The 22927-nt window shown below is 73.7% G+C and carries 18 protein-coding genes and 1 pseudogene; 13 read left to right on the forward strand and 6 right to left on the reverse strand.

Annotated elements, in window-relative coordinates:
* Nucleotides 1–5: 5 nt before the first annotated feature.
* The 8 genes from ACZ45Q_RS16265 (at nucleotide 6) to ACZ45Q_RS16300 (ending at nucleotide 10271) form a co-directional block, all read left to right on the forward strand.
* Nucleotides 6–800 (forward strand): TIGR03084 family metal-binding protein, encoded by a 795-nt coding sequence (locus ACZ45Q_RS16265; protein WP_468260890.1) that lies wholly within the window; start codon nucleotides 6–8, stop codon nucleotides 798–800.
* Nucleotides 797–2650 (forward strand): acyclic terpene utilization AtuA family protein, encoded by a 1854-nt coding sequence (locus ACZ45Q_RS16270; protein ID WP_468260892.1) that lies wholly within the window; start codon nucleotides 797–799, stop codon nucleotides 2648–2650. The genes ACZ45Q_RS16265 and ACZ45Q_RS16270 overlap by 4 nt, the downstream gene beginning before the upstream one ends.
* Nucleotides 2647–4245, forward strand: coding sequence for an acyl-CoA carboxylase subunit beta (locus ACZ45Q_RS16275; protein ID WP_468260894.1), 1599 nt, complete (start codon nucleotides 2647–2649; stop codon nucleotides 4243–4245). Before ACZ45Q_RS16270 ends, ACZ45Q_RS16275 begins: the two co-directional genes overlap by 4 nt.
* An 8-nt stretch (nucleotides 4246–4253) precedes the next feature.
* Nucleotides 4254–6101, forward strand: a complete 1848-nt coding sequence (locus ACZ45Q_RS16280) for an acetyl/propionyl/methylcrotonyl-CoA carboxylase subunit alpha (RefSeq protein WP_468260897.1) — start codon at nucleotides 4254–4256, stop codon at nucleotides 6099–6101.
* A gap of 87 nt (nucleotides 6102–6188) precedes the next feature.
* Nucleotides 6189–7325, forward strand: coding sequence for an acyl-CoA dehydrogenase family protein (locus tag ACZ45Q_RS16285; RefSeq protein ID WP_468260900.1), 1137 nt, complete (start codon nucleotides 6189–6191; stop codon nucleotides 7323–7325).
* 29 nt (nucleotides 7326–7354) lie between these two features.
* Complete coding sequence (locus tag ACZ45Q_RS16290) at nucleotides 7355–8923, forward strand: 4-coumarate--CoA ligase family protein (RefSeq protein ID WP_468260902.1); 1569 nt, start codon at nucleotides 7355–7357, stop codon at nucleotides 8921–8923.
* On the forward strand, nucleotides 8920–9657 hold the full coding sequence (locus ACZ45Q_RS16295; protein ID WP_468260905.1) for an enoyl-CoA hydratase family protein: 738 nt from the start codon (nucleotides 8920–8922) through the stop codon (nucleotides 9655–9657). Before ACZ45Q_RS16290 ends, ACZ45Q_RS16295 begins: the two co-directional genes overlap by 4 nt.
* A gap of 8 nt (nucleotides 9658–9665) precedes the next feature.
* Nucleotides 9666–10271, forward strand: coding sequence for a TetR/AcrR family transcriptional regulator (locus ACZ45Q_RS16300; protein ID WP_468260908.1), 606 nt, complete (start codon nucleotides 9666–9668; stop codon nucleotides 10269–10271).
* 28 nt (nucleotides 10272–10299) lie between these two features.
* Here ACZ45Q_RS16300 and pdxH read toward each other — a convergent pair whose 3' ends face one another.
* Nucleotides 10300–11022: a pyridoxamine 5'-phosphate oxidase gene (gene pdxH, locus ACZ45Q_RS16305; protein ID WP_468260911.1), complete on the reverse strand. Its 723-nt coding sequence runs from the start codon at nucleotides 11020–11022 to the stop codon at nucleotides 10300–10302.
* A 266-nt stretch (nucleotides 11023–11288) separates the two neighbouring features.
* Here pdxH and ACZ45Q_RS16310 point away from each other — a divergent pair, with 266 nt between their 5' ends.
* Nucleotides 11289–12389, forward strand: coding sequence for a citrate synthase 2 (locus tag ACZ45Q_RS16310; protein WP_468260914.1), 1101 nt, complete (start codon nucleotides 11289–11291; stop codon nucleotides 12387–12389).
* Nucleotides 12390–12626: 237 nt separating this feature from the next.
* Here ACZ45Q_RS16310 and iscB read toward each other — a convergent pair whose 3' ends face one another.
* Together iscB and ACZ45Q_RS16320 are read right to left on the reverse strand one after the other, a co-directional pair.
* Nucleotides 12627–13571 carry an RNA-guided endonuclease IscB gene (gene iscB / locus ACZ45Q_RS16315; protein ID WP_468261166.1) on the reverse strand — a complete coding sequence of 315 codons (945 nt, stop codon included), beginning with the start codon at nucleotides 13569–13571 and terminating at the stop codon, nucleotides 12627–12629.
* Nucleotides 13572–13674: 103 nt separating this feature from the next.
* Nucleotides 13675–13872 (reverse strand): annotated as a pseudogene (locus tag ACZ45Q_RS16320) (RRXRR domain-containing protein); the annotation flags it as partial.
* 556 nt (nucleotides 13873–14428) lie between these two features.
* Between ACZ45Q_RS16320 and ACZ45Q_RS16325 the strand changes: the two are divergent.
* Both ACZ45Q_RS16325 and ACZ45Q_RS16330 read left to right on the forward strand, forming a co-directional pair.
* Nucleotides 14429–15313, forward strand: a complete 885-nt coding sequence (locus ACZ45Q_RS16325; RefSeq protein ID WP_468260916.1) for a GNAT family N-acetyltransferase — start codon at nucleotides 14429–14431, stop codon at nucleotides 15311–15313.
* An 84-nt stretch (nucleotides 15314–15397) separates the two neighbouring features.
* Entirely contained in the window at nucleotides 15398–16891 is a 1494-nt protein-coding gene (locus tag ACZ45Q_RS16330) for a PAS domain-containing protein (protein WP_468260919.1), read from the forward strand.
* Between the two features lie 14 nt (nucleotides 16892–16905).
* Here the strand turns inward: ACZ45Q_RS16330 and ACZ45Q_RS16335 are convergent, their stop codons facing one another.
* Complete coding sequence (locus ACZ45Q_RS16335; protein ID WP_468260922.1) at nucleotides 16906–17661, reverse strand: SIS domain-containing protein; 756 nt, start codon at nucleotides 17659–17661, stop codon at nucleotides 16906–16908.
* A 413-nt stretch (nucleotides 17662–18074) separates the two neighbouring features.
* Between ACZ45Q_RS16335 and ACZ45Q_RS16340 the strand changes: the two genes are divergently transcribed.
* Both ACZ45Q_RS16340 and ACZ45Q_RS16345 read left to right on the forward strand, forming a co-directional pair.
* Nucleotides 18075–18767, forward strand: a complete 693-nt coding sequence (locus tag ACZ45Q_RS16340; protein ID WP_468260925.1) for a metal-dependent transcriptional regulator — start codon at nucleotides 18075–18077, stop codon at nucleotides 18765–18767.
* Nucleotides 18768–19506: 739 nt separating this feature from the next.
* Nucleotides 19507–20403, forward strand: coding sequence for an alpha/beta fold hydrolase (locus ACZ45Q_RS16345; protein ID WP_468260929.1), 897 nt, complete (start codon nucleotides 19507–19509; stop codon nucleotides 20401–20403).
* A 70-nt stretch (nucleotides 20404–20473) separates the two neighbouring features.
* Here ACZ45Q_RS16345 and ACZ45Q_RS16350 read toward each other — a convergent pair whose 3' ends face one another.
* Entirely contained in the window at nucleotides 20474–22102 is a 1629-nt protein-coding gene (locus ACZ45Q_RS16350) for a transporter (protein ID WP_468260932.1), read from the reverse strand.
* The gene (locus ACZ45Q_RS16355; protein ID WP_468260935.1) at nucleotides 22099–22893 is read right to left on the reverse strand and encodes an ABC transporter ATP-binding protein; all 795 of its coding nucleotides are present in this window, start codon (nucleotides 22891–22893) and stop codon (nucleotides 22099–22101) included. Before ACZ45Q_RS16355 ends, ACZ45Q_RS16350 begins: the two co-directional genes overlap by 4 nt.
* Between the last annotated feature and the right edge of the window lie 34 nt (nucleotides 22894–22927).

The raw sequence follows: 22927 nt of genomic DNA on the forward strand, positions 1-22927 counted from the left end.
GCCCCGTGTCCGACCCGACGCCCGTCATCGACGACCTGCGTGAGGAGAGCGAGGAACTCGACGCGCTGGTCGCCCGGCTGAGTCCCGAGCGGTGGCGGCTCGCCACCCCGGCCCCCGGCTGGACCGTCGCCCACCAGATCGCGCACCTGGCCTGGACGGACCGCTCCGCCCTGCTGGCCGTCACCGACGCCGACCGGTTCGGCGAGCTGGTCGAGCGCGCCCTCGCCGCGCCCGGCACCTTCGTCGACGAGGGCGCCGAGGAGGGCGCCGCCCTGCCGCCGGCCGAGCTGCTGGCGAACTGGCGGTCCGGGCGCCAAGCCCTGGACGCGGCACTGCGCGACGCCCCGCCGGGCGCCCGCTTCCCCTGGTACGGGCCGTCCATGTCGGCCGCCTCCATGGCCACCGGACGCCTGATGGAGACCTGGGCGCACGGCCTGGACGTCGCCGACGCCCTCGGCGCGACCCGCCCGCCCACCGACCGGCTCCGGCACGTGGCCCGCATCGGCGTACGGGCCCGGAACAACGCCTTCGCCGCCCACGGACTCACCCCGCCCGCCGAGGAGTTCCGCGTCGAACTCACCGGGCCCGGCGGCGACCTGTGGACGTACGGCCCCGAGGACGCGGCCCAGCGGGTCACCGGACCCGCCCTGGACTTCTGCCTGCTGGCCACCCAGCGGGCCCACCGCGCCGACCTCGCCCTGCGCGCCGAGGGCGCCGACGCCGACCGCTGGCTCGACATCGCCCAGGCCTTCGCCGGCCCACCCGGAGCGGGCCGGAAGCCGCAGGGGGACGCGCGGTGACCGGGGCAGACACCGGCAGCACGGCAGGGGCGCCGGGGGCGACGCCGCCCCGCGCGGGCCGGTCCCCGGACCGCACGGGCACGGCACCCGTCCCGCCCTCGGACCGCGCGGGTACGGCCCCCGCCCCGGCCCCGCACCCCCCGGGCACCGCCCCCGCCCCGGAACCGCCCCGCCCCCTCCGCGTCGGCAACGCCTCCGGTTTCTACGGCGACCGCTTCGACGCCCTGCGCGAGATGCTCACCGGCGGCCCGCTGGACGTCCTCACCGGGGACTACCTCGCCGAGCTGACCATGCTCATCCTGGGCCGGGACCGGCTCAAGGACCCCGGCGCCGGATACGCCCGCACCTTCCTGCGGCAGCTGGAGGAGTGTCTCGGCCTCGCCCACGAGCGAGGCGTGCGGATCGTCAGCAACGCCGGCGGGCTCAACCCGGCCGGGCTCGCCGACGCCGTCCGCGCGCTCGCCGAGCGGCTCGGCATCCCCGTCCGCGTCGCCCACGTCGAGGGCGACGACCTCACCGCCGGCCACCCCGGCACCCTCGCCGCCCACGCCTACCTCGGCGGCTTCGGCATCGCCGAGTGCCTGCGGGCCGGCGCCGACGTCGTCGTCACCGGGCGGGTCACCGACGCCGCCCTCGTCACCGGGCCCGCCGCCGCGCACTTCGGCTGGGCCCCGACGGAGTACGACCGGCTCGCCGGCGCGGTCGTCGCCGGGCACGTGCTGGAGTGCGGGACCCAGGCCACCGGCGGCAACTACGCCTTCTTCCGCGACTTCCTCCAGGACGGCGCCGCCCGGCACCCCGGATTCCCGCTCGCCGAACTGCACGCCGACGGCTCCTCGGTCGTCACCAAGCACGACGGCACCGGCGGTCGCGTCGACACCGGCACCGTCACCGCCCAACTGCTGTACGAGACCGGCGGCGCCCGGTACGCGGGACCCGATGTCACCGCCCGGCTGGACACCGTACGGCTCCGGCAGGACGGCCCGGACCGGGTCGGGATCGACGGGGTGCGCGGCGAGCCCCCGCCGCCCACCCTCAAGGTCGGACGCAACCGCCTCGGCGGCTTCCGCAACGAGGTCACCTTCGTCCTCACCGGCCTGGACATCGAGGCCAAGGCCGCCCTCGTGCGGGAGCAGCTCGCGCCCGCCCTGGAGAAGGTCACCGACGTGCGCTGGGACCTGGTGCGCACCGACCGCCCCGACGCGGCGACCGAGGAGACCGCCAGCGCCCTGCTGCGGCTCGTCGTCCGCGACCCCGACCAGGAGGCCGTCGGACGGGCGCTGTCCGGCGCCGCCGTGGAGCTGGCCCTCGCCAGCTACCCCGGCTTCCACGTGCTCGCCCCGCCCGGCAAGGGCGCCCCCTACGGCGTCTTCGAGGCCGCGTACGTCCCCCAGGACGCCGTCGACCACGTCGCCGTACTCCACGACGGGCGCCGGATCGCCGTGCCCCCGCCACGGGACACCGCCGCCCTCACGGACGTACCGGAGCCGCCCCTCCCGCATCCGCTGCCGCCGGGGCCCGTCAGACGCGCCCCGCTCGGCCGCGTCGCCGGCGCCCGCAGCGGCGACAAGGGCGGCGACGCCAACGTCGGCGTGTGGGCCCGCGACGAGGACGCCTGGCGGTGGCTCGCCCACGAGCTGACCGCCGACCGCTTCCGGGAGCTGATCCCCGAGGCCCGCGACCTGCCCGTCACCCGCCACGTGCTGCCCGGCCTGCGCGCCGTCAACTTCGTCGTCGAACGCATCCTCGGCGAGGGCGTCGCCGCACAGGCCCGGTTCGACCCGCAGGCCAAGGCGCTAGGCGAATGGCTGCGCTCCCGCCACCTGGACATCCCGGAGGTACTGCTGTGACGGTCCTGTCCTCCGCCCTGGACACCACCGACCCCGGCTACCGGGCCAACCGCGAGGCCATGCTCGCCAAGCTCACCGACCTGGACGCCGAGCACGCCAAGGCCCTCGCGGGCGGCGGCGAGAAGTACGTCGCCCGGCACCGGAAACGCGGCAAGCTGCTCGCCCGCGAGCGCGTCGAGCTGCTCCTCGACCCCGACACCCCGTTCCTGGAACTGTCGCCGCTGGCCGCCTGGGGCAGCGAGTACACCGTCGGCGGCTCGCTCGTCACCGGCATCGGGGTCATCGAGGGCGTCGAGTGCCTGATCACCGCCAACGACCCGACCGTGCGCGGCGGCGCCTCCAACCCCTGGTCGCTGAAGAAGGCCCTGCGCGCCAACGACATCGCGCTCGCCAACCGGCTGCCCTGCGTCAGCCTGGTCGAGTCCGGCGGCGCCGACCTGCCCTCCCAGAAGGAGATCTTCATCCCCGGCGGCGGCATCTTCCGCGACCTCACCCGGCTGTCCGCCGCCGGCATCCCCACCGTCGCCGTCGTCTTCGGCAACTCCACCGCCGGGGGCGCCTACATCCCCGGCATGTCCGACCACGTGATCATGGTCAAGGAGCGGGCCAAGGTGTTCCTCGGCGGCCCGCCGCTGGTGAAGATGGCCACCGGCGAGGAGAGCGACGACGAATCCCTCGGCGGCGCCGAGATGCACGCCCGCACCTCCGGACTCGCCGACCACTTCGCCGTGGACGAACCGGACGCGCTCCGCCAGGCCCGCCGCGTCGTCGCCCGCCTCAACCACCGCAAGGCGCACCCCGACCCGCCGCCCGCCGAGCCCCCGAAGCACGACCCGGAGGAACTGCTCGGCATCGTCCCCGAGGACCTCAAGACCCCCTTCGACCCGCGCGAGGTCATCGCCCGGATCGTCGACGCCTCCGACTTCGACGAGTTCAAACCGCTGTACGGCACCAGCCTGACGACCGGCTGGGCCGCCCTGCACGGCTACCCCGTCGGCATCCTCGCCAACGCCCGGGGGGTCCTCTTCAGCGAGGAGTCGCAGAAGGCCGCCCAGTTCATCCAGCTCGCCAACCAGCGCGACATCCCGCTGCTGTTCCTGCACAACACCACCGGCTACATGGTCGGCAAGGAGTACGAGCAGGGCGGCATCATCAAACACGGCGCCATGATGATCAACGCCGTCTCCAACTCCCGCGTCCCCCACCTGTCCGTCCTCATGGGCGCCTCCTACGGCGCCGGGCACTACGGCATGTGCGGCCGGGCCTACGACCCCCGCTTCCTGTTCGCCTGGCCCAGCGCCAAGTCCGCCGTCATGGGCCCGCAGCAGCTCGCCGGCGTGCTGTCCATCGTCGCCCGCCAGTCCGCCGCCGCGAAGGGACAGGCCTACGACGAGGAGGGCGACGCGGCGCTGCGCGCCATGGTGGAGCAGCAGATCGAGGCCGAGTCGCTGCCGATGTTCCTGTCCGGGCGGCTGTACGACGACGGCGTCATCGACCCGCGCGACACCCGCACCGTCCTCGGCCTGTGCCTGTCCGCGATCCATACCGCGCCCTACCAGGGAGCGCGGGGCGGCTTCGGCGTCTTCCGGATGTGAGGGACCCCGTGATTACTTCCGTTCTTGTCGCCAACCGGGGCGAGATCGCCTGCCGCGTCTTCCGCACCTGCCGGAACGCGGGCATCCGGACCGTCGCCGTCTTCTCCGACGCCGACGACGGCGCCCTGCACACGCGCGTGGCCGACACCGCGGTACGGCTGCCCGGCGCGGCACCCGCCGAGACGTACCTGCGCGGCGAGGCGATCGTGAAGGCCGCGCTCACCGCCGGCGCCGACGCCGTCCACCCCGGCTACGGGTTCCTGTCCGAGAACGCCGCCTTCGCCCGCGCCGTCCTCGACGCCGGACTGGTGTGGATCGGGCCGCCGCCCGAGGCCATCGAGGCGATGGCGTCCAAGACCCGCGCCAAGGAACTGATGGGCATCGCGCCCCTCTCCGAGGTCACCGAGGCCGACCTGCCGGTGCTGGTCAAGGCCGCGGCCGGCGGCGGCGGACGCGGCATGCGCGTCGTCCGCCGGCTCGCCGACCTCGACGCCGAGCTGACCGCCGCCCGCGCCGAGGCCGCGAGCGCCTTCGGCGACGGCGAGGTCTTCGTCGAGCCCTACGTCGAGCACGGCCGGCACGTCGAGGTGCAGATCCTCGCCGACACCCACGGCACCGTCTGGCCGCTCGGCACCCGCGACTGCTCCCTCCAGCGCCGCCACCAGAAGGTGATCGAGGAGGCCCCGGCACCGGACCTGCCCGAGAAGCTCACCGAGGAACTGCACGCACTCGCCGTACGCGCCGCCCGGGCCGTCTCCTACGTCGGCGCCGGCACCGTCGAGTTCCTGGTCGCCGACGGGCGGGCGCACTTCCTGGAGATGAACACCCGCCTCCAGGTGGAACACCCCGTCACCGAGGCCGTGTTCGGGCTCGACCTGGTCGCCGAGCAGATCCGGGTGGCCGAGGGCCACGCCCTGGCCGGCGAGCCGCCCCGCGCCCACGGCCACGCGATCGAGGCCCGCCTCTACGCCGAGGACCCCGCCCGCGACTGGGCGCCGCAGACCGGCCGCCTGCACCGCCTCGCCGTCCCCGACGGCGTCCGCCTGGACACCGGCTACACCGACGGCGACGACATCGGCGTCCACTACGACCCGCTGATCGCCAAGGCCGTCGCCCACGCGCCCACCCGGGCCGAGGCCGTCCGCCGCCTCGCCGGAGCACTGGAGCGGGCCGCTATCCACGGCCCGGTCACCAACCGCGACCTCCTCGTCCGCTCCCTGCGCCACGAGGAGTTCACGTCCGGCCGCATGGACACCGGCTTCTACGACCGCCACCTCGCCGCGCTCACCGGGCCCGCCGCCGACCCGCTGGCCCCGCTCGCCGCCGCCCTCGCCGACGCCTGCGGCCGGTCCCGCTTCGGCGGCTGGCGCAACCTGCCCTCGCAGCCGCAGGTCAAGCGGTACGCCATGGCGGGCGAGGAGCACGAGGTCCGCTACCGGCACACCCGGGGCGGGCTCGCCGCCGACGGCGTACGCGTCGTGACGGCCGCACCCGGCCTGGTCGTCCTCGACGTGGACGGCGTCCGACGGCGCCTGGAGGTGGCGGCGTACGGCCCGGAGGTCTTCGTCGACGACACCCGCCTCACCGCCCTGCCCCGCTTCCCCGACCCCACCGCCCAGCACGCCCCCGGCTCCCTCCTCGCGCCCATGCCGGGCACGGTCGTCCGCGTCGCGGAGGGCCTGACGGAGGGCTCCGCCGTGCGGGCCGGCCAGCCCCTCCTCTGGCTGGAGGCCATGAAGATGGAACACAGGATCACCGCCCCGGCCACCGGAGTGATCACCGGGCTGTTCGCCGAGCCCGGCAGGCAGGTCGAGGTCGGCGCCCTCCTGGCCGTAGTGGAGAGGAACGCCGAGTAGGGGCGCGGGGCCGTATCGATGTGCGGCCGCCGCCGCGTGAGCGCGACCAGCCACGACGTACTCGCACCCGGAAGGAGCCCCATGCCCATGCCCACCACCTTCGAATCCGAAGAACACAACGCCCTACGCGAAGCCGTCTCCGCCTTCGCCAGGAGCACACCCCAGGACACCACCGACACCACCGCCCTCTGGCAAAGGGCCGCCAAGCTCGGCTACATAGGCGTCAACCTGCCGGAGGCATACGGCGGCGGAGGTGGCGGCATCGCCGAACTCTCCCTGGTCCTCGAGGAGATGGGTGCCGCCGGGAACCCGATGCTGATGATGATCGTCTCCCCGGCGATCTGCGGCACCGTCCTCGCCCGCTTCGGCACCGAGGAGCAGAAACGCGCATGGCTCCCGGCCCTCGCCGACGGCACCCGCCTGATGGCCTTCGGCATCACCGAACCCGACGCCGGCTCCAACAGCCACCGCATCACCACCACCGCCCGCCGCGACGGCGCCGACTGGCTGCTCACCGGCCGCAAGGTCTTCGTCAGCGGCGTCGACATCGCCGACGCCACCCTCGTCGTCGGCCGCACCGAGGACGCCCGCACCGGCAGGCTCAAACCCTGCCTGTTCATCGTCCCCCGGGACGCCCCGGGCTTCGAGCGCCGCCCGATCGACATGGAACTCGACGCCGTGGAGAAGCAGTTCGAGCTGACCCTCGACGACGTACGGCTGCCCGCCGACGCCCTCGTGGGCGACGAGGACGCCGGGCTGCTCCAGCTCTTCGCCGGACTCAACCCCGAGCGCATCATGACCGCCGCCTTCGCCATCGGCATGGGCCGGTACGCCGTCGGCAAGGCCGTCGAGTACGCCCGCGAGCGCACCGTCTGGAAGACCCCCATCGGCGCCCACCAGGCCATCGCCCACCCCCTCGCCCAGGCCCACATCGACCTGGAACTGGCCCGCCTGATGATGCAGAAGGCGGCCCGCCTCTACGACGCGGGCGACGACGTGGGCGCCGGCGAGGCCGCCAACATGGCCAAGTACGCGGCCGGTGAGGCCTGCGTCAGGGCCGTCGACCAGGCCGTGCACACCCTCGGCGGCAACGGCCTGACCCGCGAGTTCGGACTGGCCCGCCTCATCACGGCCGCGCGCGTGGCTCGCATCGCCCCCGTCAGCCGGGAGATGATTCTCAACTACGTCTCCCACCAGACCCTCGGCCTGCCCAAGTCGTACTGATCCGGCACAGCGTCGTGCGAGGAGGAACCATGTTCCGCAGCGAGTACGCAGACGTCCCGCCCGTCGACCTCCCCATCCACGAGGCCGTCCTCGGCCGGGCCGCCGAGTTCGGCGACACCCCGGCGCTGATCGACGGCACCGACGGCACCACGCTCACCTACGAACAGGTGGACCGGTTCCACCGGCGCATCGCCGCCGCCCTCGCCGAGGCCGGGGTCCGCAAGGGCGACGTCCTCGCCCTGCACAGCCCCAACACCGTCTCCTTCCCCCTCGCCTTCTACGCCGCCACGCGCGCCGGTGCCACGGTCACCACCGCCCACCCGCTCGCCACGGCCGAGGAGTTCGCGGGACAGCTCGCCGACGCGCGGGCCCGCTGGATCGTCACCGTCTCACCCCTGCTGGACACCGCACGGCGGGCCGCCGAACTCGCCGGCGGCGTCCAGGAGATCTTCGTGTGCGACAGCGCACCCGGCCACCGCTCCCTGATCGACATGCTCGCCTCGACCGCACCCGAACCCCGGGCCCCGATCCACCCGGCCGAGGACGTCGCCGCCCTGCCCTACTCGTCCGGCACCACCGGCGTCCCCAAGGGCGTGATGCTCACCCACCGGCAGATCGCCACCAACCTCGCCCAGCTTCACCCGGCCATGCCGGCCGGCCCCGGCGACCGCATCCTCGCCGTCCTGCCGTTCTTCCACATCTACGGGCTCACCGCCCTGATGAACGCCCCCCTGCGCCAGGGCGCCACCGTCGTCGTCCTGCCCCGCTTCGACCTCGAACAGTTCCTCGCGGCCATCCAGAACCACCGCATCACCGGCCTGTACGTCGCCCCGCCCATCGTCCTGGCCCTCGCCAAACACCCCCTCGTCGCCGACTACGACCTGTCCAGCCTGAAGTACGTCGTCAGCGCCGCCGCCCCGCTGGACGCCGCCCTCGCCGCCGCCTGCTCCCGGCGCCTGGGCCTGCCACCCGTCGGCCAGGCCTACGGCATGACCGAACTCTCCCCGGGCACCCACGTCGTCCCCCTGGACGCCATGGCCGACGCCCCGCCCGGCACCGTAGGCAAGCTCATCGCCGGCACCGAGATGCGGATCGTCTCCCTGGACGACCCCGGCAAGGACCTCGTCCCCGGCGAGTCCGGCGAGATCCTCATCCGCGGCCCCCAGGTGATGAAGGGCTACCTGGGCCGCCCCGACGCCACCGCCGCCCTGATCGACGCCGACGGCTGGCTGCACACCGGAGACGTCGGACACGTCGACACCGACGGGTGGCTCTACGTCGTCGACCGGGTCAAGGAACTCATCAAGTACAAGGGCTTCCAGGTCGCCCCCGCCGAACTGGAGGCCCTCCTGCTCACCCACCCCGGCATCGCCGACGCCGCCGTCGTCGGCGCCCACGACGACGACGGCAACGAGATCCCGCACGCCCACGTCGTCCGCCGGACGGACGCCGCCGCCCTGACCGAGAACGAGGTCATGATGTACGTCGCCGAACGCGTCGCCCCCTACAAACGCGTCCGCCGCGTCACCTTCATCGACGGCGTGCCCCGCGCCGCCTCCGGCAAGATCCTGCGCCGCCGGCTCCGGGAGCGCCCATGACGCCCCTGGTCACCCGCACACGCACCCGCGGAGTCGAGACCCTCACCCTCGACTCCCCGCACAACCGCAACGCCCTGTCCGCCGCCCTCGTCGGCGACCTGGCCGACGCCCTCACCGAGGCCGGGGCGGACACCGGCGTCCGCGCCGTCCTCCTCGCCCACACCGGCAACACCTTCAGCGCCGGCGCCGACCTGCGCGACCCGCCCGACCCGGACGCACTGGTCGGCCTGCTCCGGCAGATCGTCGAGCTGCCCAAACCCGTCCTCGCCCGCGTCACCGGACACGTCCGCGCCGGCGGCCTGGGCCTGCTCGCGGCCTGCGACGTCGCGGCGGCCTCCAGACAGGCCACCTTCGCCTTCACCGAGGTCCGCATCGGCGTCGCACCCGCCGTCATCTCCCTCCCCCTCCTGCCCCGCACCGACCCCCGCGCGCTGGCCCGCTACTACCTCACCGGCGAACGCCTCGACACCGCCGAAGCCACCCGGATCGGCCTGCTCACGGCGGCCGGCGACGACGTCGACGCCGTACTGGAACCCGTCCTGGACGGTGTGCGCCGCGCCTCACCTCAGGCCCTGGCCGAGACGAAACGGCTGCTCACGGCTAGGGTGCTGGAAAACTTCGACCGGGACGCGGCCGACCTGACCGCGCTCTCGGCCCGGCTGTTCTCCTCACCGCAGGCCCGCGAGGGGATGACGGCCTTCCTCGAACGACGGGATCCGGAATGGGTGGTGTGAACGGTGCCGTGAGCGCGGTCGACCGCGCGGAGCGCGTCCCCAAGCAGGACCGCAGCCGGGTCACCCGGCAGCGGCTCCTCCAGGCCGCCGTGGCCTGCCTCGCCGAACACGGCTGGGCGGGCTCCACGGTCTCCGTCGTAGCCGAGCGCGCCGGCGTCTCGAGGGGTGCCGCCCAGCACCACTTCCCGACCCGCGAGGACCTGTTCACCGCCGCCGTCGAGTACGTCGCCGAGGAACGCTCCACCGCCCTGCGCGCCCTCTTCCCCGAGGGCGCCGGGCCCGCCGACCGCCGCGCCGTCGTCACCGCCCTCGTCGACCTCTACACCGGCCCCCTCTTCCGCGCCGCCCTCCACCTGTGGGTGGCCGCCTCCAACGAGGACCAGCTGCGCGGCCGGGTCACCGAGCTGGAGGCCCGCGTCGGCCGCGAGACCCACCGCATCGCCGTCGACCTCCTCGGCGCCGACGAGACCCGCCCCGGCGTCCGCGAAACCGTCCAGGGCCTGCTCGACATGGCCCGCGGCCTGGGCCTCGCCAACCTCCTCACCGACGACACGGGCCGCCGCGAACGGGTGGTGGACCAGTGGGCCGACCTGCTGGGCGCGGTCCTGGACTGACCGGGACCGCCCGGCCCCCGCCCGGCCCTCAGGGACCGAGCCGCTCCACCCGCCAGCCCCCGTCCGGCTCCGCCACGTACCGCAGCCGGTCGTGCAGCCGGTTCTCCCGGCCCTGCCAGAACTCCACCGCCTCCGGCACCACCCGGTACCCGCCCCAGTGCGGCGGCACCGGCACCTGCTCACCCTCCGGATAGCGCGCCGCCAGCTCCGCGTACGCGGCGTCCAGGTCGGCCCGCGAGCCCACCACCGACGACTGGGCACTCGCCCACGCCCCCAGCTGGGAACCGTGCGGCCGGGTCCGGAAGTACGCCGCCGTCTCGTCCCGCCCGGTGCGCCGCGCCACCCCCGTGACGATCACCTGCCGGGCCATCGGATGCCACGGGAAGAGCAGCGACACGTACGGATTCGCCGCCAGCTCGCGCGCCTTGCGGGAGCCGTAGTTGGTGTAGAAGACGAAGCCCTCGGCGTCGAAGTGCTTCAGCAGCACCGTCCGCGAACTGGGCCGCCCCGCCGCGTCCGCCGTCGACACCACCATGGCGTTGGGCTCGAACAGCCCGCCGTCCACCGCGGCCTGCCGGAACCAGCGCGCGAACTGCTCGACGGGCGTCGCGGCCAGCTCGCCCTCGGCGAGCCCCTCGGCCCGGTACTGCTTGCGCATCGAGGCCAGATCGAAGGGAACGCCGGAGGCGGAACGGGCGGCGGAGTCGGCGGAGGCGGCGTCTCGGTCGGTCACGCCGTCATCCTGCCGCATACCGCCCGCGATCCGGCCGGCACGGTGTCCTTCGTCACGCCATGGCACTGAGTGCCGTAGCCACTCCCCAAGGGTGGCACTCGGGGATATCGTGCTGTGACCGTCCCGTCCGGATGACCGCCGGCGGTACGGGGCATCACAGGGGTGACCGCCAGGACCGCGAGTCGGGCACGACGGACCGTGGATCCGGGGCGGAGGCGACCACGACGCACCCGCACGTGCGCGTGCCGCCACACATCACGATCACGACCACGAGGAGCCGCCTGATGTCCGACTTCGTACCCGGACTCGAAGGAGTCGTCGCGTTCGAGACGGAGATCGCCGAACCGGACAAGGAGGGCGGTGCCCTGCGCTACCGGGGCGTCGACATCGAGGACCTGGTCGGGCACGTCTCCTTCGGCAACGTCTGGGGCCTGCTCGTCGACGGCGCCTTCAACCCCGGCCTGCCGCCCGCGGAGCCCTTCCCCATCCCCGTCCACTCCGGCGACATCCGCGTCGACGTCCAGTCGGCCCTGGCGATGCTCGCCCCCGTCTGGGGCCTGAAACCCCTCCTCGACATCGACGCCGGGCAGGCCCGCGAGGACCTCGCCCGCGCCGCCGTCATGGCCCTGTCCTACGTCGCCCAGTCCGCCCGCGGCCAGGGCCTGCCCATGGTCCCGCAGCGCGAGATCGACAAGGCCGGCTCCGTCGTCGAACGCTTCATGATCCGCTGGCGCGGCGAGCCCGACCCCAAGCACGTCAAGGCCGTCGACGCCTACTGGACCTCGGCCGCCGAGCACGGTATGAACGCCTCCACCTTCACCGCCCGCGTCATCGCCTCCACCGGCGCGGACGTGGCCGCCGCCCTGTCCGGCGCCGTCGGCGCCATGTCCGGCCCGCTGCACGGCGGCGCCCCCTCCCGCGTCCTCGGCATGATCGAGGAGATCGAGCGCACCGGCGACGCCGAGGCGTACGTCAAGAAGGCCCTGGACCAGGGCGAACGCCTGATGGGCTTCGGCCACCGCGTCTACCGCGCCGAGGACCCCCGCGCCCGCGTCCTGCGCCGCACCGCCCGCGAACTGGGCGCCCCCCGCTTCGAGGTCGCCGAGGCCCTGGAGAAGGCGGCCCTGGAGGAACTCCACAACCGCCGCCCGGACCGCGTCCTGGCCACCAACGTCGAGTTCTGGGCGGCCATCGTCCTGGACTTCGCGGAGGTCCCGGCGCACATGTTCACGTCCATGTTCACCTGCGCCCGCACGGCCGGCTGGTCGGCCCACATCCTCGAACAGAAGCGCACCGGCCGCCTGGTCCGCCCCTCCGCCCGCTACGTCGGCCCGGGCCCCCGCGACCCGCGCGAGATCGAGGGCTACGCCGACATCAAGGGCTGACCCGCGGCCCCTCGCCGCAGACGCAGACGACCCGCGAGTCTGGTTCCTCCGTGGAGGAGCCGGCCGGACGTACCGGCGACTCGCGGGTCGGGTGACTGCTTGGGATTGGGCCGGCTGCACGCGTCGCTCACGTGCTGGTCCGGCACCGCACTGGATGTGGTGACGGACCGCTAGCCCGCAGCCACCTCACGCGTCCGGATTCGATACATTCGCCGGATCACCTCCTTTCAGTGTGGGTCACACATTAGGAACCGGTGGCCCCCGGTTCAACTGGTTTTCCGGAGACTTTCGCCCCTGCCTCGGGCCGCATGCCGTACTCGTATCCGTCGCCCCGTTGCAGCAGGCGGAGATGGCGGTGCGACACGTCGATCCGGCCCGCCGGCGTCGTGACGCCGTGCTGCCCTCTGGCACGCACCGAGACCCGGCCGGTCCATGTGCCGGCCCATCTGCCCGACGGCACGACGGCACGTACGAGGTCTCCGGTGACGTATCCGAAGTGCTGCTTCTCCCGGCGACGCGATCCCCGTCCTCGTGATCGAGCGGACCGACCGACAGGGCATCGAGCGTATGCGTCTTGGTCAGGCCGGTTCTGTCGCGGTTCCCCTTGGTGAGCCCGCCCGACCAGGTGTGCACGGGTCTGCCGAGGGTCGCCAGGGCTGTGCCGAGGGGTTCGATCGTCGCGTTCATGGCAGCGGCGTCGTCCCGGGGACTCGTCACCTGCTGGAGGATGCTCCTGAGCCGATCGGGGCGATGCGCCAAAAAGACGTGCAGCGGTGTGCTGCCCTTGGCTCGGTTGCACGCCTCACAGGCAAGAACCAGGTTGGACAGGCGGTCCGATCCCCCGCGACACCGGGGCACGAGATGCTCGACGTTCAAAGGCCCCTGCGTGGTCCCGCAGTACGCGCAGGCGGCGTCCCACGTGGCCCGGAGCAGAGCCCGGACGTTCGTCCCGGCCAGAGGCCCCTTCTCCGGCGGGGACCGGAAGCCCGCGCGCTCCACGTGGATCTCGGTGACCGGGGCGCTCCGGCAGAGCCGGGCGGCCATCGAGACGACGGTGTCGACCCGGTGGCGCAGCGCAGGGGGCAGCCATCCGGCCGGCCGGGTGCGGTTCCGCGAGCGTGGTGCGCGGTATCGGCAATTCGCCGATCGTCTGCGTCGCCGGTATCCGGCACGCTGTTGCATCCGGACACGGATCCGGTCGCCGCGGTGGTGCAGTTCGACGGCCACCAAACCGCCGGACGGTGACCACGGAGCCCGGGGCACCGGCTTCCGCCTTCTCGTCGGTGAGCGCCAGCCCGGTGGCCGTGGAACCGGGGTCGATGCGCAGCCGCACGCCGCCGACCGCGGACTCGGCACGTGTCCGGTCCCTCAGCCGGATGGTGAAGGGCACGCGGCGGGCTACCACGGCGCGCCCCCGCCGCAGCAACTCACGTGCGCGGGCCGGGTGACAGGGCATGAGGGCGCTGCCGTCCCGGGAGAGCACGAAGACTCTCGTCGCGCCGATCCCTCCTTCGTACGTCCGACGACGGGCAGGAGCGTCACCGCTCCCGTTCTCTGCCGCCTGCTCCGCCCGAGCGGAGCCCTTGGCGTGACGCCGACGAGCGGCGGTGCCTGGCTCGTCGGTCTCCCCTCGCCCATGTTCCCCGCCGGTGCACGGCGCGTCGCCGAGATGTCCGTGAGCCGTTTCGTCCCTGCTCCCGGGGGGTGTCTGCTCCCACGGATTCCAGAGCAGGCTGCTGAGGAAGCACAGCCTGGTGGGTCTGCTCGCCTGCGGGAAACGTAGTCATCGGGGGGCACCTCCCTGATCCACCGGATCGCGATGACTGGGGCTGGTCACTCGGCAACGGGAGCGAGTGACCTCCCTTCTTCGGTGGCTCCGACGCTAGGGGGCCGGTGCTCGCCCTGGAGCCGGCCCGACCGCGAAGCGCTCCTTCGCGCGAATCATCGGCATCTCCTCGAGCAGGGGCCGAACTGCCTGCTAGGGGGCCGGGGGCGGGAACTCGTTCGACGGCACGGGGGCCTTCACCTACCGTGCGGCCATGACGCAGCGACGGGCGATCGTCAGTGGTTCGGTGTTCGAGGAGCGGATCGGGTATGCGCGGGCCGTCGTCGACGGGGACTGGGTGCACGTGTCGGGGACGACCGGGTACGACTACGCGAGCATGACGATCTCCGACGACGTGGTGGAGCAGGCCGAGCAGTGTCTGCGCAACGTCGGGGCGGCGCTGGCGGAGGCCGGGTGCACGTTCGCGGACGTGGTGCGGGTGCGGTATCTGCTGCCCGAGCGGGAGGACTTCGAGCCGTGCTGGCCCGTGCTGCGGCGGACGTTCGGCCAGGTGCGGCCGGCGGCGACCATGATGGTGTGCGGGCTCGCCGACGAGCGGATGCGGATCGAGATCGAGGTGTACGCGCGCCGGGGCGCCGTGTCCGGGGGGCTGCGGGTCGAGGTGGCGGAAGGGGACGAGGCGCTGCGCGACTGGCGGCGCGTCCACGACGCGATCGTGCCGCTCGCCGCGATGTCCCTGGACGAGGTGCGTGAGCGCGGTGGGCGGTACCGGCTGGAGAACGCCTATCTCGGGGACGTCCTGGTGGGCTGTTCGACCGTCCGGCCGCCCGAGGGGGAGGAACGGGTGGCGACCGTGATCGCCCGCGTGCTGCCCGCCTTCCGGGGGCGGGGGATCGGCACGGCCCTGTACGAGCGGGGGCTGCGGCACGCGCGGGCGCAGGGGGCCGGGGCGATCGAGACGGTGGTGCCGGCGGCCGACGCCGACGGGCTGCGGTTCGCCGCGGCGCGCGGGTTCGCCGAACGGGAGCGGTACGTGCTCGACGGGGCGGGCGACGAGTGGGTCGGTCATCGGCTGGTGGCCGGGGAGGCGTGCGCGGCCCGGGCGGACCCGGACGGGCGGCGGTTTTCCGGCTGGTGACAGGGGCGTATGCCGGGTCTCCGGCGTACAACGATTCCGCAATCTTGCGGGAAACAGATGTGTGCTGCATCACGTTCGAGTTGAATGAAGGCCAGTGAGGATACCGACGTGCCGTACGGCGGACACAGCCTGCAGGGGGTCCAGGTGAGTGCTTCCCGGCGCAGGGGGACCACGGACGAGCTGGGACCGGACGAGCCGGAACGGCCCGATCCGGGCCGGCCGGAGCCCGAGAGCGAGCGCGAGGGCGCGGATCTGCTGGCCGCGCTCCTCGACGGGATGGACGCGGCCCTGTGCGCGTTCGACGCGGACGGCGTGGTCACCCACTGGAACCGCGAGGCCGAGCGCATTCTGGGCTGGACGGCGGCCGAGGCGGTGGGCCGGCAGGGGTTCGCCGGGTGGGCCGTGCGCAGCGCGGACGCCGAGGAGGTCGAGGGACGGCTGCTGTCGGCGATGCGGTCGCCGGGGCGGCAGGTGCACGAGTTCGCGCTGCTGACCAAGGACGGCGGTCGGGTGCTGGTGCGCACCCAGTCGGCGGCGGTGCGCGGCCCGGACGGTGAGCCCGCCGGCCTGTACTGCGCGTTCAGCGAGGTCCACGCGCAGATCGACCTGGAGCGCTCCATCGCGTTGAGCGAGGCCCTGTTCGAGGACGCGAGCTGGGGTGTGGTCCTGGTCGACGCCGATCTGCGGCCCGCGGTCGTCAACGCGCACGCGGCACGGGCGCTGGGCCGGGGGCGTACGGCGGTCCTGGGCCGGCCGCTGGGCGAGCTGCTGTCCCACGGGGTGGAGGAGCTGGAGAGCGCGCTGACGCATGTGCTGGCCGAGGGTGCCCCGCCCGCGCCCGCCGAGATCTGGGTGGGGGTGCGCAGCCCCGAGGGCGACCGGCGGCGCTGCTGGCGCAGCGGTTTCCTGCGGCTGGCCTCGCCGCTGGCGGAGGAGCCGGTGCCGCTCGGTGTGGGCTGGCTGTTCCAGGACGTCACGGAGCTGAAGCAGGGGGAGCAGGAGGCGTCGCTGCTGCGGTTCCGTACCAATCAGTTGCACCGGGCGGTGCGTGTGGCGGCCGAGTGCGAGGACCCGGCGGAGGCGGCCACGGTGCACCTGGACTTCGCGCTGGCCGGGTTCGCCGACCATGCGCTGATCGACCGGGTGGCGGGCGGCGCGGTCGCCGACGGCGCAGGGGCCGAGGGTGCGGCGCCGGTGCGGCTGGTCCGGGTGGCCGGTACGCCGTCCGGGGCGCCGGGGCCGAGCCTGACGTCCGACGCGGCCGGGCTGCCGGTGCGGTACGGCGAGGGGCATCCGGCGGTGCAGTGCGCGGAGCGCGCCGGGTCGGTGCGGGCGAGCGCCGGGGCGATGGCGGCGGACCGGGCGCGGGAGTGGGCGCTGGCGCGGCAGTGGCCCGGGGACGCGGTGCACGCGCTGTGCGCGGTCCTGCGCAGCCGGGGGCGGACGCTGGGTGTCGTGACGTTTCTGCGGTTCGCCGGGCGGAGCGCGTTCGAGCGGTCCGACGCGGCGTACGCGGAGGACGTGGCGGCCCGGATCGCGGCGGCGCTGGACCTGGCCGGGGCGCTGGGGGAGCGGTAGCGGGCGCCCGGCGTTCAGTGGCGGTAGAAGATCCGGTCCCGGTACTGCTCCAGCACGCGCCCGTTCCACTCGTGGCCGCCGTCGACGTTGCCCGAGCGCAGCAGCGGGGGCTCGATGCCGCGGTCGGCGAGGGTGGCGGCGGTGGTGGCCGTCACGGCTTGCAGGAGGGCCGTGGTGACGACCGTCGAGGCGGGCGCGAAGGGCGCCGGGACGGTGTCCAGGCTCAGTTCCGCGTCCCCGACGGCGATCTTGGAGTCGAGGACGATGTCGCAGTGGTCCTTCAGGAACGTCTCCGAGACGTGCCGCGACTTCGTCTGCGTGGCGTACGCCACCGAGGTCACGCCGATGACCTTGACGCCCAGGGCGCGGGCGTTCATGGCCATCTCCACGGGGAGGGCGTTGCGGCCGGAGAGGGAGATGATCACCAGGGCGTCGCCCTCGCGGACGGGGGAGGAGTCCAGGACGGCGCTCGCGAGCCCGTCGACGCGCTCCAGGGCGGAGCCGAGCGTGGCGGGCATCACGTCGACGCCGACGGCGCCGGGGACGGCGAGCAGGTTCATCAGGGCCAGGCCGCCGGCGCGGTAGACGATGTCCTGGGCGGCGAGGGAGGAGTGACCGGCGCCGAAGGCGAAGAGCCGGCCGCCGCTCTCGACGGTGTCGGCGAGCAGGGTGCCGGCCGCCTCGATGCTGCCGGCCTCCTCGTCGCGGACCCGGTGCAGCAGCTCGATCGCCGCGTCGAGGAACTGGCCGGCCGGCCTGCGGTCGCTCATGCGGTCCCCTTCGGAGTGGCGGTGTCGCGGATCACGGTGCGGTCTGGACCAACGCCGTGTCAATACGGTGTGTCTGCCGACGGCTGGGCGGGTGCCTACGGGGGTGGGGGTGCGGCTTCGAGGGCGGGTGCGGGTGGTCGGTGGCCGGTCGCGCAGTTCCCCGCGCCCCTTGAGGTACGCGCAGTGAGCGCCCCTGAAAGGGGCGCGGGGAACTGCGCGAGCAACCACACACCACCCGCACCCGCCCGACGACCTCCCTCGGCACCCCCTGACGCACACCCCGCCCCGCCCCGCAGGGCCCCCGTTTTCAAGGCGCCGCACGGTTGTCAGCGGTATGCGTCAGAATTGAGTGCAGGGCCAGCGCACACGCCGGGGGCCGACCAGCCCGCGGCAGATCTCATCGAGGGGCACGTATGTCCGGACTGATCGACACCACGGAGATGTATCTCCGCACCATCCTCGAGCTGGAGGAGGAAGGTGTGGTCCCCATGCGCGCCCGGATCGCCGAACGGCTCGACCAGAGCGGGCCGACGGTCAGCCAGACGGTGGCGCGGATGGAGCGTGACGGCCTGGTGTCCGTCGCCAGCGACCGGCATCTGGAGCTCACCGACGAGGGCCGCCGGCTGGCCACGCGCGTGATGCGCAAGCACCGGCTCGCCGAGTGCCTGCTCGTGGACGTGATCGGCCTGGAGTGGGAGCAGGTGCACGCCGAGGCCTGCCGCTGGGAGCACGTGATGAGCGAGGCCGTCGAGCGCCGTGTGCTGGAGCTGCTGCGGCACCCGACCGAGTCGCCGTACGGCAATCCGATCCCGGGCCTGGAGGAGCTGGGCGAGAAGGACGGCGCCGACCCCTTCCTGGACGAGGGCATGGTGTCGCTCGCCGACCTCGACCCCGGCCCGGAGGGCAAGACCGTGGTGGTGCGCCGCATCGGCGAGCCGATCCAGACGGACGCGCAGCTGATGTACACGCTGCGCCGGGCCGGTGTGCAGCCCGGCTCGGTGGTGAGCGTGACGGAGTCGGCCGGCGGCGTGCTGGTGGGCAGCGGCGGCGAGGCGGCCGAGCTGGTCTCCGACGTCGCCTCCCACGTGTTCGTCGCCAAGCGCTGAGCCCGGCCCCCGGAGGGGCGAACGCCTCGTCGCGCGGGCGTCGTTGCCGCGTCGTTTCGTTCGCGTCGAATCCGTGGTTCAGTGAGCCGAATCGCAGCGCCCGGACGCTCGGCGTGGAAGGCTGTCGCGCGGGGCATATGACGTGAACGGCTCCCGGGTCGTGGCCCGGCAGCGATGTCGTCGCCGTGGTCCGACAGCGATGTCATCCGGCCCCGCCGGGCCGGGAGGGGGCCACGACGAGGGGGTGGATGTGCCGTGAGGACGACAGAGGGCCCCGGCGCTGAGCGGCGCCGGGGCCTGTCCTCCCCTGTGCTGACCCGGAGCCCCGAGCTCTCAGGGTCATTCCCCTCGGACCGGTTTCCCCGAGCGGTCCGCCTCCCGTTGAAGATCTCCCCTCGGTGGCCGCGGTCAATCCCCGGGGGCTGTCACTCGAATGAGGGGTGTTGCCCGCCGAGGCAGCATTTTCGAATAGGGGTTCGATAGTCTGCGGGTGGGCGGTCGGATCGACGAAGGGTGTTCGCCAGGTCGGACGACGGCTGGACGGGGGCAGGCCGGCGGCCGACGTGACGGCACGACCGCACGAAGCCACACTGAGCAACACGGAGAAACACCACCGCACAAACGGCAGCACGGCCGCAGCCGCACCAGGAACGGCGGCAGCACGGCAGGACACGGTTCAGGACCGCCGGCCCGAGCGGTGGCGGTCGGTCCGAGCGGAGCTTTGGGGGGTGCCAGGACCATGGCGCGACGCATCGACGTGATCGGGGCGGGCGGCGTACGCCTCGCCGCCTGGGAGTTCGGCGACCCGCCCAAGACCGACCCGGCCGCGGAGCCGGCCGCCGGAACCGGGGACGGCGCCCCCGGCGTGCTGTTACTGCACGGACTGATGGGCCGTGCCTCGCACTGGGCGGCCACCGCCCGCTGGCTCTCCGCCCGCTACCGCGCCGTCGCACTGGACCAGCGCGGTCACGGCCGCAGCGACAAGCCGCAGGACCCCGCCGCCTACACCCGCGACGCCTATGTAGAGGATGCCGAGGCCGCGCTCGAACAGCTGGTCCTCGGCCCGGCCGTGCTCATCGGGCACGCGATGGGCGCCCTCACCGCCTGGCAGCTCGCCGCCAAACGCCCCGACCTGGTCCGCGGACTGGTGATCTGCGACATGCGGGCCTCCGCCCTCGGCGCCGCCTCCCAGCGCGAGTGGGCCGAGTGGTTCCGCGCCTGGCCCGTCCCCTTCGCCACGCTCGCCGACGTCCGCAAGTGGTTCGGCGAGGACGACCCGTGGATGGAGCGGCCCAGCCCGTCCCGGGGAGAGTTCTACGCCGAGGTGATGGCCGAGTCCCCGGACGGCTGGCGGCCGGTCTTCTCGCCCGAGCAGATGCTCGCCTCCCGCGAGGCGTGGGTCTACGACGCGCACTGGGAGGAGCTGGCCCAGGTGCGCTGCCCCACCCTGGTGATGCGGGGCCTGGACGGCGAGCTGGGCCGCGCGGAGTCGCAGGAGATGGTCCGCGTCCTGCCGCACGGCCAGTACGCGGAGATCGCCGACGCCGGCCACCTGGTCCACTACGACCAGCCGGACGCCTGGCGCGCGGCCGTCGAGCCGTTCCTCGACACCCTCGGCTCACGGCCCGCCGGCTGACCCCCGTCCGCACGCGACCCGGCCGACCATCGGACCCGGCCGACCCGGCTGACCGGCCGGCCGCCCGTGCTCAGCCCTTGCTGACCGCCGTCAGGATCTCCGGCAGCCGCCGGGCCGTCTGCGGCGCGGCGAGCCGCAGACCGAGCAGGGTCAGGACCGCCCCGTAGGCCGTGCCCGCGGGCAGCAGCAGCCACGCCCAGTCGTCGCCGCCCGCGCTCACGTTCAGCCAGATCGTGAGCGCGATGACCGGGGCGCACAGCAGGGCGGCGGCGACCATCCCGCCGAAGATCGAGATCCAGGCGAGCCCCACCTGCCCGGGGGCGACGTTCTTGTAGCCCTCCTGCGGAATGGAGTACGGGAAGCGGGCGGAGGTCCAGGCACCGGTCGCCAGCATCGCGCCGAGCAGTGCGAAGGACAGTCCGAGGGCCTCGGGCAGCGTCCGCCAGTCGCCGAGCATGGCCGTCGTCAGGACGGTGACGAAGGCGGCGTACGGCAGGGTGATCAGCAGCAGGGCGAGCGCGCGGGCGCGCAGCTCCACGTAGGCGTCCCGGGTCGAGGAGATGGTCATCGCGACCATCCAGAACGCGGAGGTGTCCTGTCCGAACTGGTTGTACATCTGGATGCCGAGCATCCCGGCGGCGAAGCAGGCGAAGTAGACCGAGCCGGTGCCCTGCCAGGCGTTGAACACCGGCACGATCAGGCCGATCGCCAGCGAGGTCACCCAGGCCGCCTTGGTCTTCGGGTCGCGCCACACATAGCGCAGGGTCCGCTCCATGGCGGTGCCGGTGCGGCCCGCCGGGAGCAGCCGGGACAGACCCGTGGAGGTCCGCTCGCGCTCCGGCCGGCCGCCGGTCTGGAGGGTGGAGCCGTCCGGCGCGGTCATCAGCCGGGTCAGATGCCGCGCCCACACCCACAGCAGCGCGCCGAGCACCGCCGCGGTCAGCGCGAGCTGGGCGGCGGCGACGCCGTACCTGCCCTCGCTCACCGCGTCCACGGCGCCGATCGCCGACGCGGGCGGCACCCAGCGCAGCACGTCGGCCGCCGGGTCGAGCTGGCCCAGTCCGGAGGTGCCCAGCCGCTGCGCGCCGAAGTTGACCACCTGCGCCCCGACCGCGACGACCAGCCCGCTCAGCACGGCCAGGTCCCGTCCCTTGCGGCTGGTCAGCAGCCGCACGTTGGCGGCGGCGACGGCCCGCGCGAGCGCCACGCACACCAGCAGCACCAGGACGACGGCGACGGCGCCGACGGCGAACGCGGCCCCGCCGCGGGCGACGGCGATCACCGAACCGACGGCCATGCACAGCGTGAACAGCGGCCCGATCCCGACCAGCGAGGCCACGAGCAGGGCCCGTACCAAGGGCTGGGGGCGCAGCGGCAGCATCACCAGCCGGGTCGGGTCCAGGGTCTCGTCCCCGCCGGGGAAGAACAGCGGCATCACCGCCCAGCCGAGCCCCAGCACCGCCACCAGCAGCACGATCAGGGAGTCGGCGTGGGCGTGCCCGCGCAGGGCGATCAGACCGATGAGCTGGAGCGCGGTGAAGAGCAGGACGACGACCGCGGACGCGATGTAGGCGGCCCGCCGCCCGCCGGACTGCCGCAGCCCGTTGCGCAGCAGCGACAGCTTCAGCCGTACGAAGACGGAGGTGACGGAGTCGGCGGGTGCGTCCGGTGTGACGGAGGTGGCCGTGGCGGTGCTCATCGGGCGGCCCCGCCCAGCCAGTCGAGCCCGGCGGCGGTGTCCCGGCCGCCCGCGCCGACGAGTTCGAGGAACGCCTGCTGCAAGGAGGCCGCCTCGCCGCGCACCTCGGCGAGCGTGCCGGTGGCGCGGATACGGCCGGCGGCCAGCACGGCCACCCAGTCGCACAGCGACTCGACCAGTTCCATCACGTGGGAGGAGAACACCACGGTGGCGCCGGAGGCGGTGTACCGCTCCAGGACGCCCCGGATGGTCTGCGCGGACACCGGGTCGACGCCCTCGAACGGCTCGTCCAGGAACAGCACTTCGGGGTTGTGCAGCAGCGCCGCCGCGAGCCCGATCTTCTTCCGCATGCCGGTCGAGTAGTCGACGACCAGCTTGTGCTGGGCGCCGGCCAGGTCGAGGAGGTCGAGGAGCTGGGTGGCCCGCTTGTCGACCTCGGCGCCGGGCAGTCCGCGCAGCCGGCCGGTGTAGGCGAGCAGTTCGCGCCCCGAGAGCCGCTCGAACAGCCGCAGCCCCTCCGGCAGCACCCCGATCCGGGCCTTCACCTCGGCCGGGTCGCGCCACACGTCGTACCCGACGACCTCGACGGTCCCCTGGTCCGGCCGGAGCAGGCCGGTCACCATCGACAGGGTGGTGGTCTTCCCGGCGCCGTTCGGCCCGACGAGGCCGATGAACTTGCCCGCCGGCAGATCGAGATCGATCCCTCCGACGGCCACCTGCTGCCCGAACCGCTTCCAGAGCCCTCGAACCCGTACCGCGTCAGTGCTCACCACGTCTCCCTCCGTCTCCATGAACCCTACGGGGGAGTAGTGCCGGTGCGGGGGT

The organism is Streptomyces sp. NPDC031049 (assembly GCF_055571015.1).

Coding starts and splice junctions, on each gene's coding strand:
- ACZ45Q_RS16285 (WP_468260900.1), top strand. CDS start 6,189: ATGCCCACCACCTTCGAATCCGAAGAACACAACGCCCTACGCGAAGCC.
- ACZ45Q_RS16290 (WP_468260902.1), top strand. CDS start 7,355: ATGTTCCGCAGCGAGTACGCAGACGTCCCGCCCGTCGACCTCCCCATC.
- ACZ45Q_RS16295 (WP_468260905.1), top strand. CDS start 8,920: ATGACGCCCCTGGTCACCCGCACACGCACCCGCGGAGTCGAGACCCTC.
- pdxH (WP_468260911.1), bottom strand. CDS start 11,022: ATGCGGCAGGATGACGGCGTGACCGACCGAGACGCCGCCTCCGCCGAC.
- ACZ45Q_RS16310 (WP_468260914.1), top strand. CDS start 11,289: ATGTCCGACTTCGTACCCGGACTCGAAGGAGTCGTCGCGTTCGAGACG.
- iscB (WP_468261166.1), bottom strand. CDS start 13,571: ATGCAACAGCGTGCCGGATACCGGCGACGCAGACGATCGGCGAATTGC.
- ACZ45Q_RS16325 (WP_468260916.1), top strand. CDS start 14,429: ATGACGCAGCGACGGGCGATCGTCAGTGGTTCGGTGTTCGAGGAGCGG.
- ACZ45Q_RS16330 (WP_468260919.1), top strand. CDS start 15,398: ATGAAGGCCAGTGAGGATACCGACGTGCCGTACGGCGGACACAGCCTG.
- ACZ45Q_RS16335 (WP_468260922.1), bottom strand. CDS start 17,661: ATGAGCGACCGCAGGCCGGCCGGCCAGTTCCTCGACGCGGCGATCGAG.
- ACZ45Q_RS16340 (WP_468260925.1), top strand. CDS start 18,075: ATGTCCGGACTGATCGACACCACGGAGATGTATCTCCGCACCATCCTC.
- ACZ45Q_RS16345 (WP_468260929.1), top strand. CDS start 19,507: ATGGCGCGACGCATCGACGTGATCGGGGCGGGCGGCGTACGCCTCGCC.
- ACZ45Q_RS16350 (WP_468260932.1), bottom strand. CDS start 22,102: ATGAGCACCGCCACGGCCACCTCCGTCACACCGGACGCACCCGCCGAC.
- ACZ45Q_RS16355 (WP_468260935.1), bottom strand. CDS start 22,893: ATGGAGACGGAGGGAGACGTGGTGAGCACTGACGCGGTACGGGTTCGA.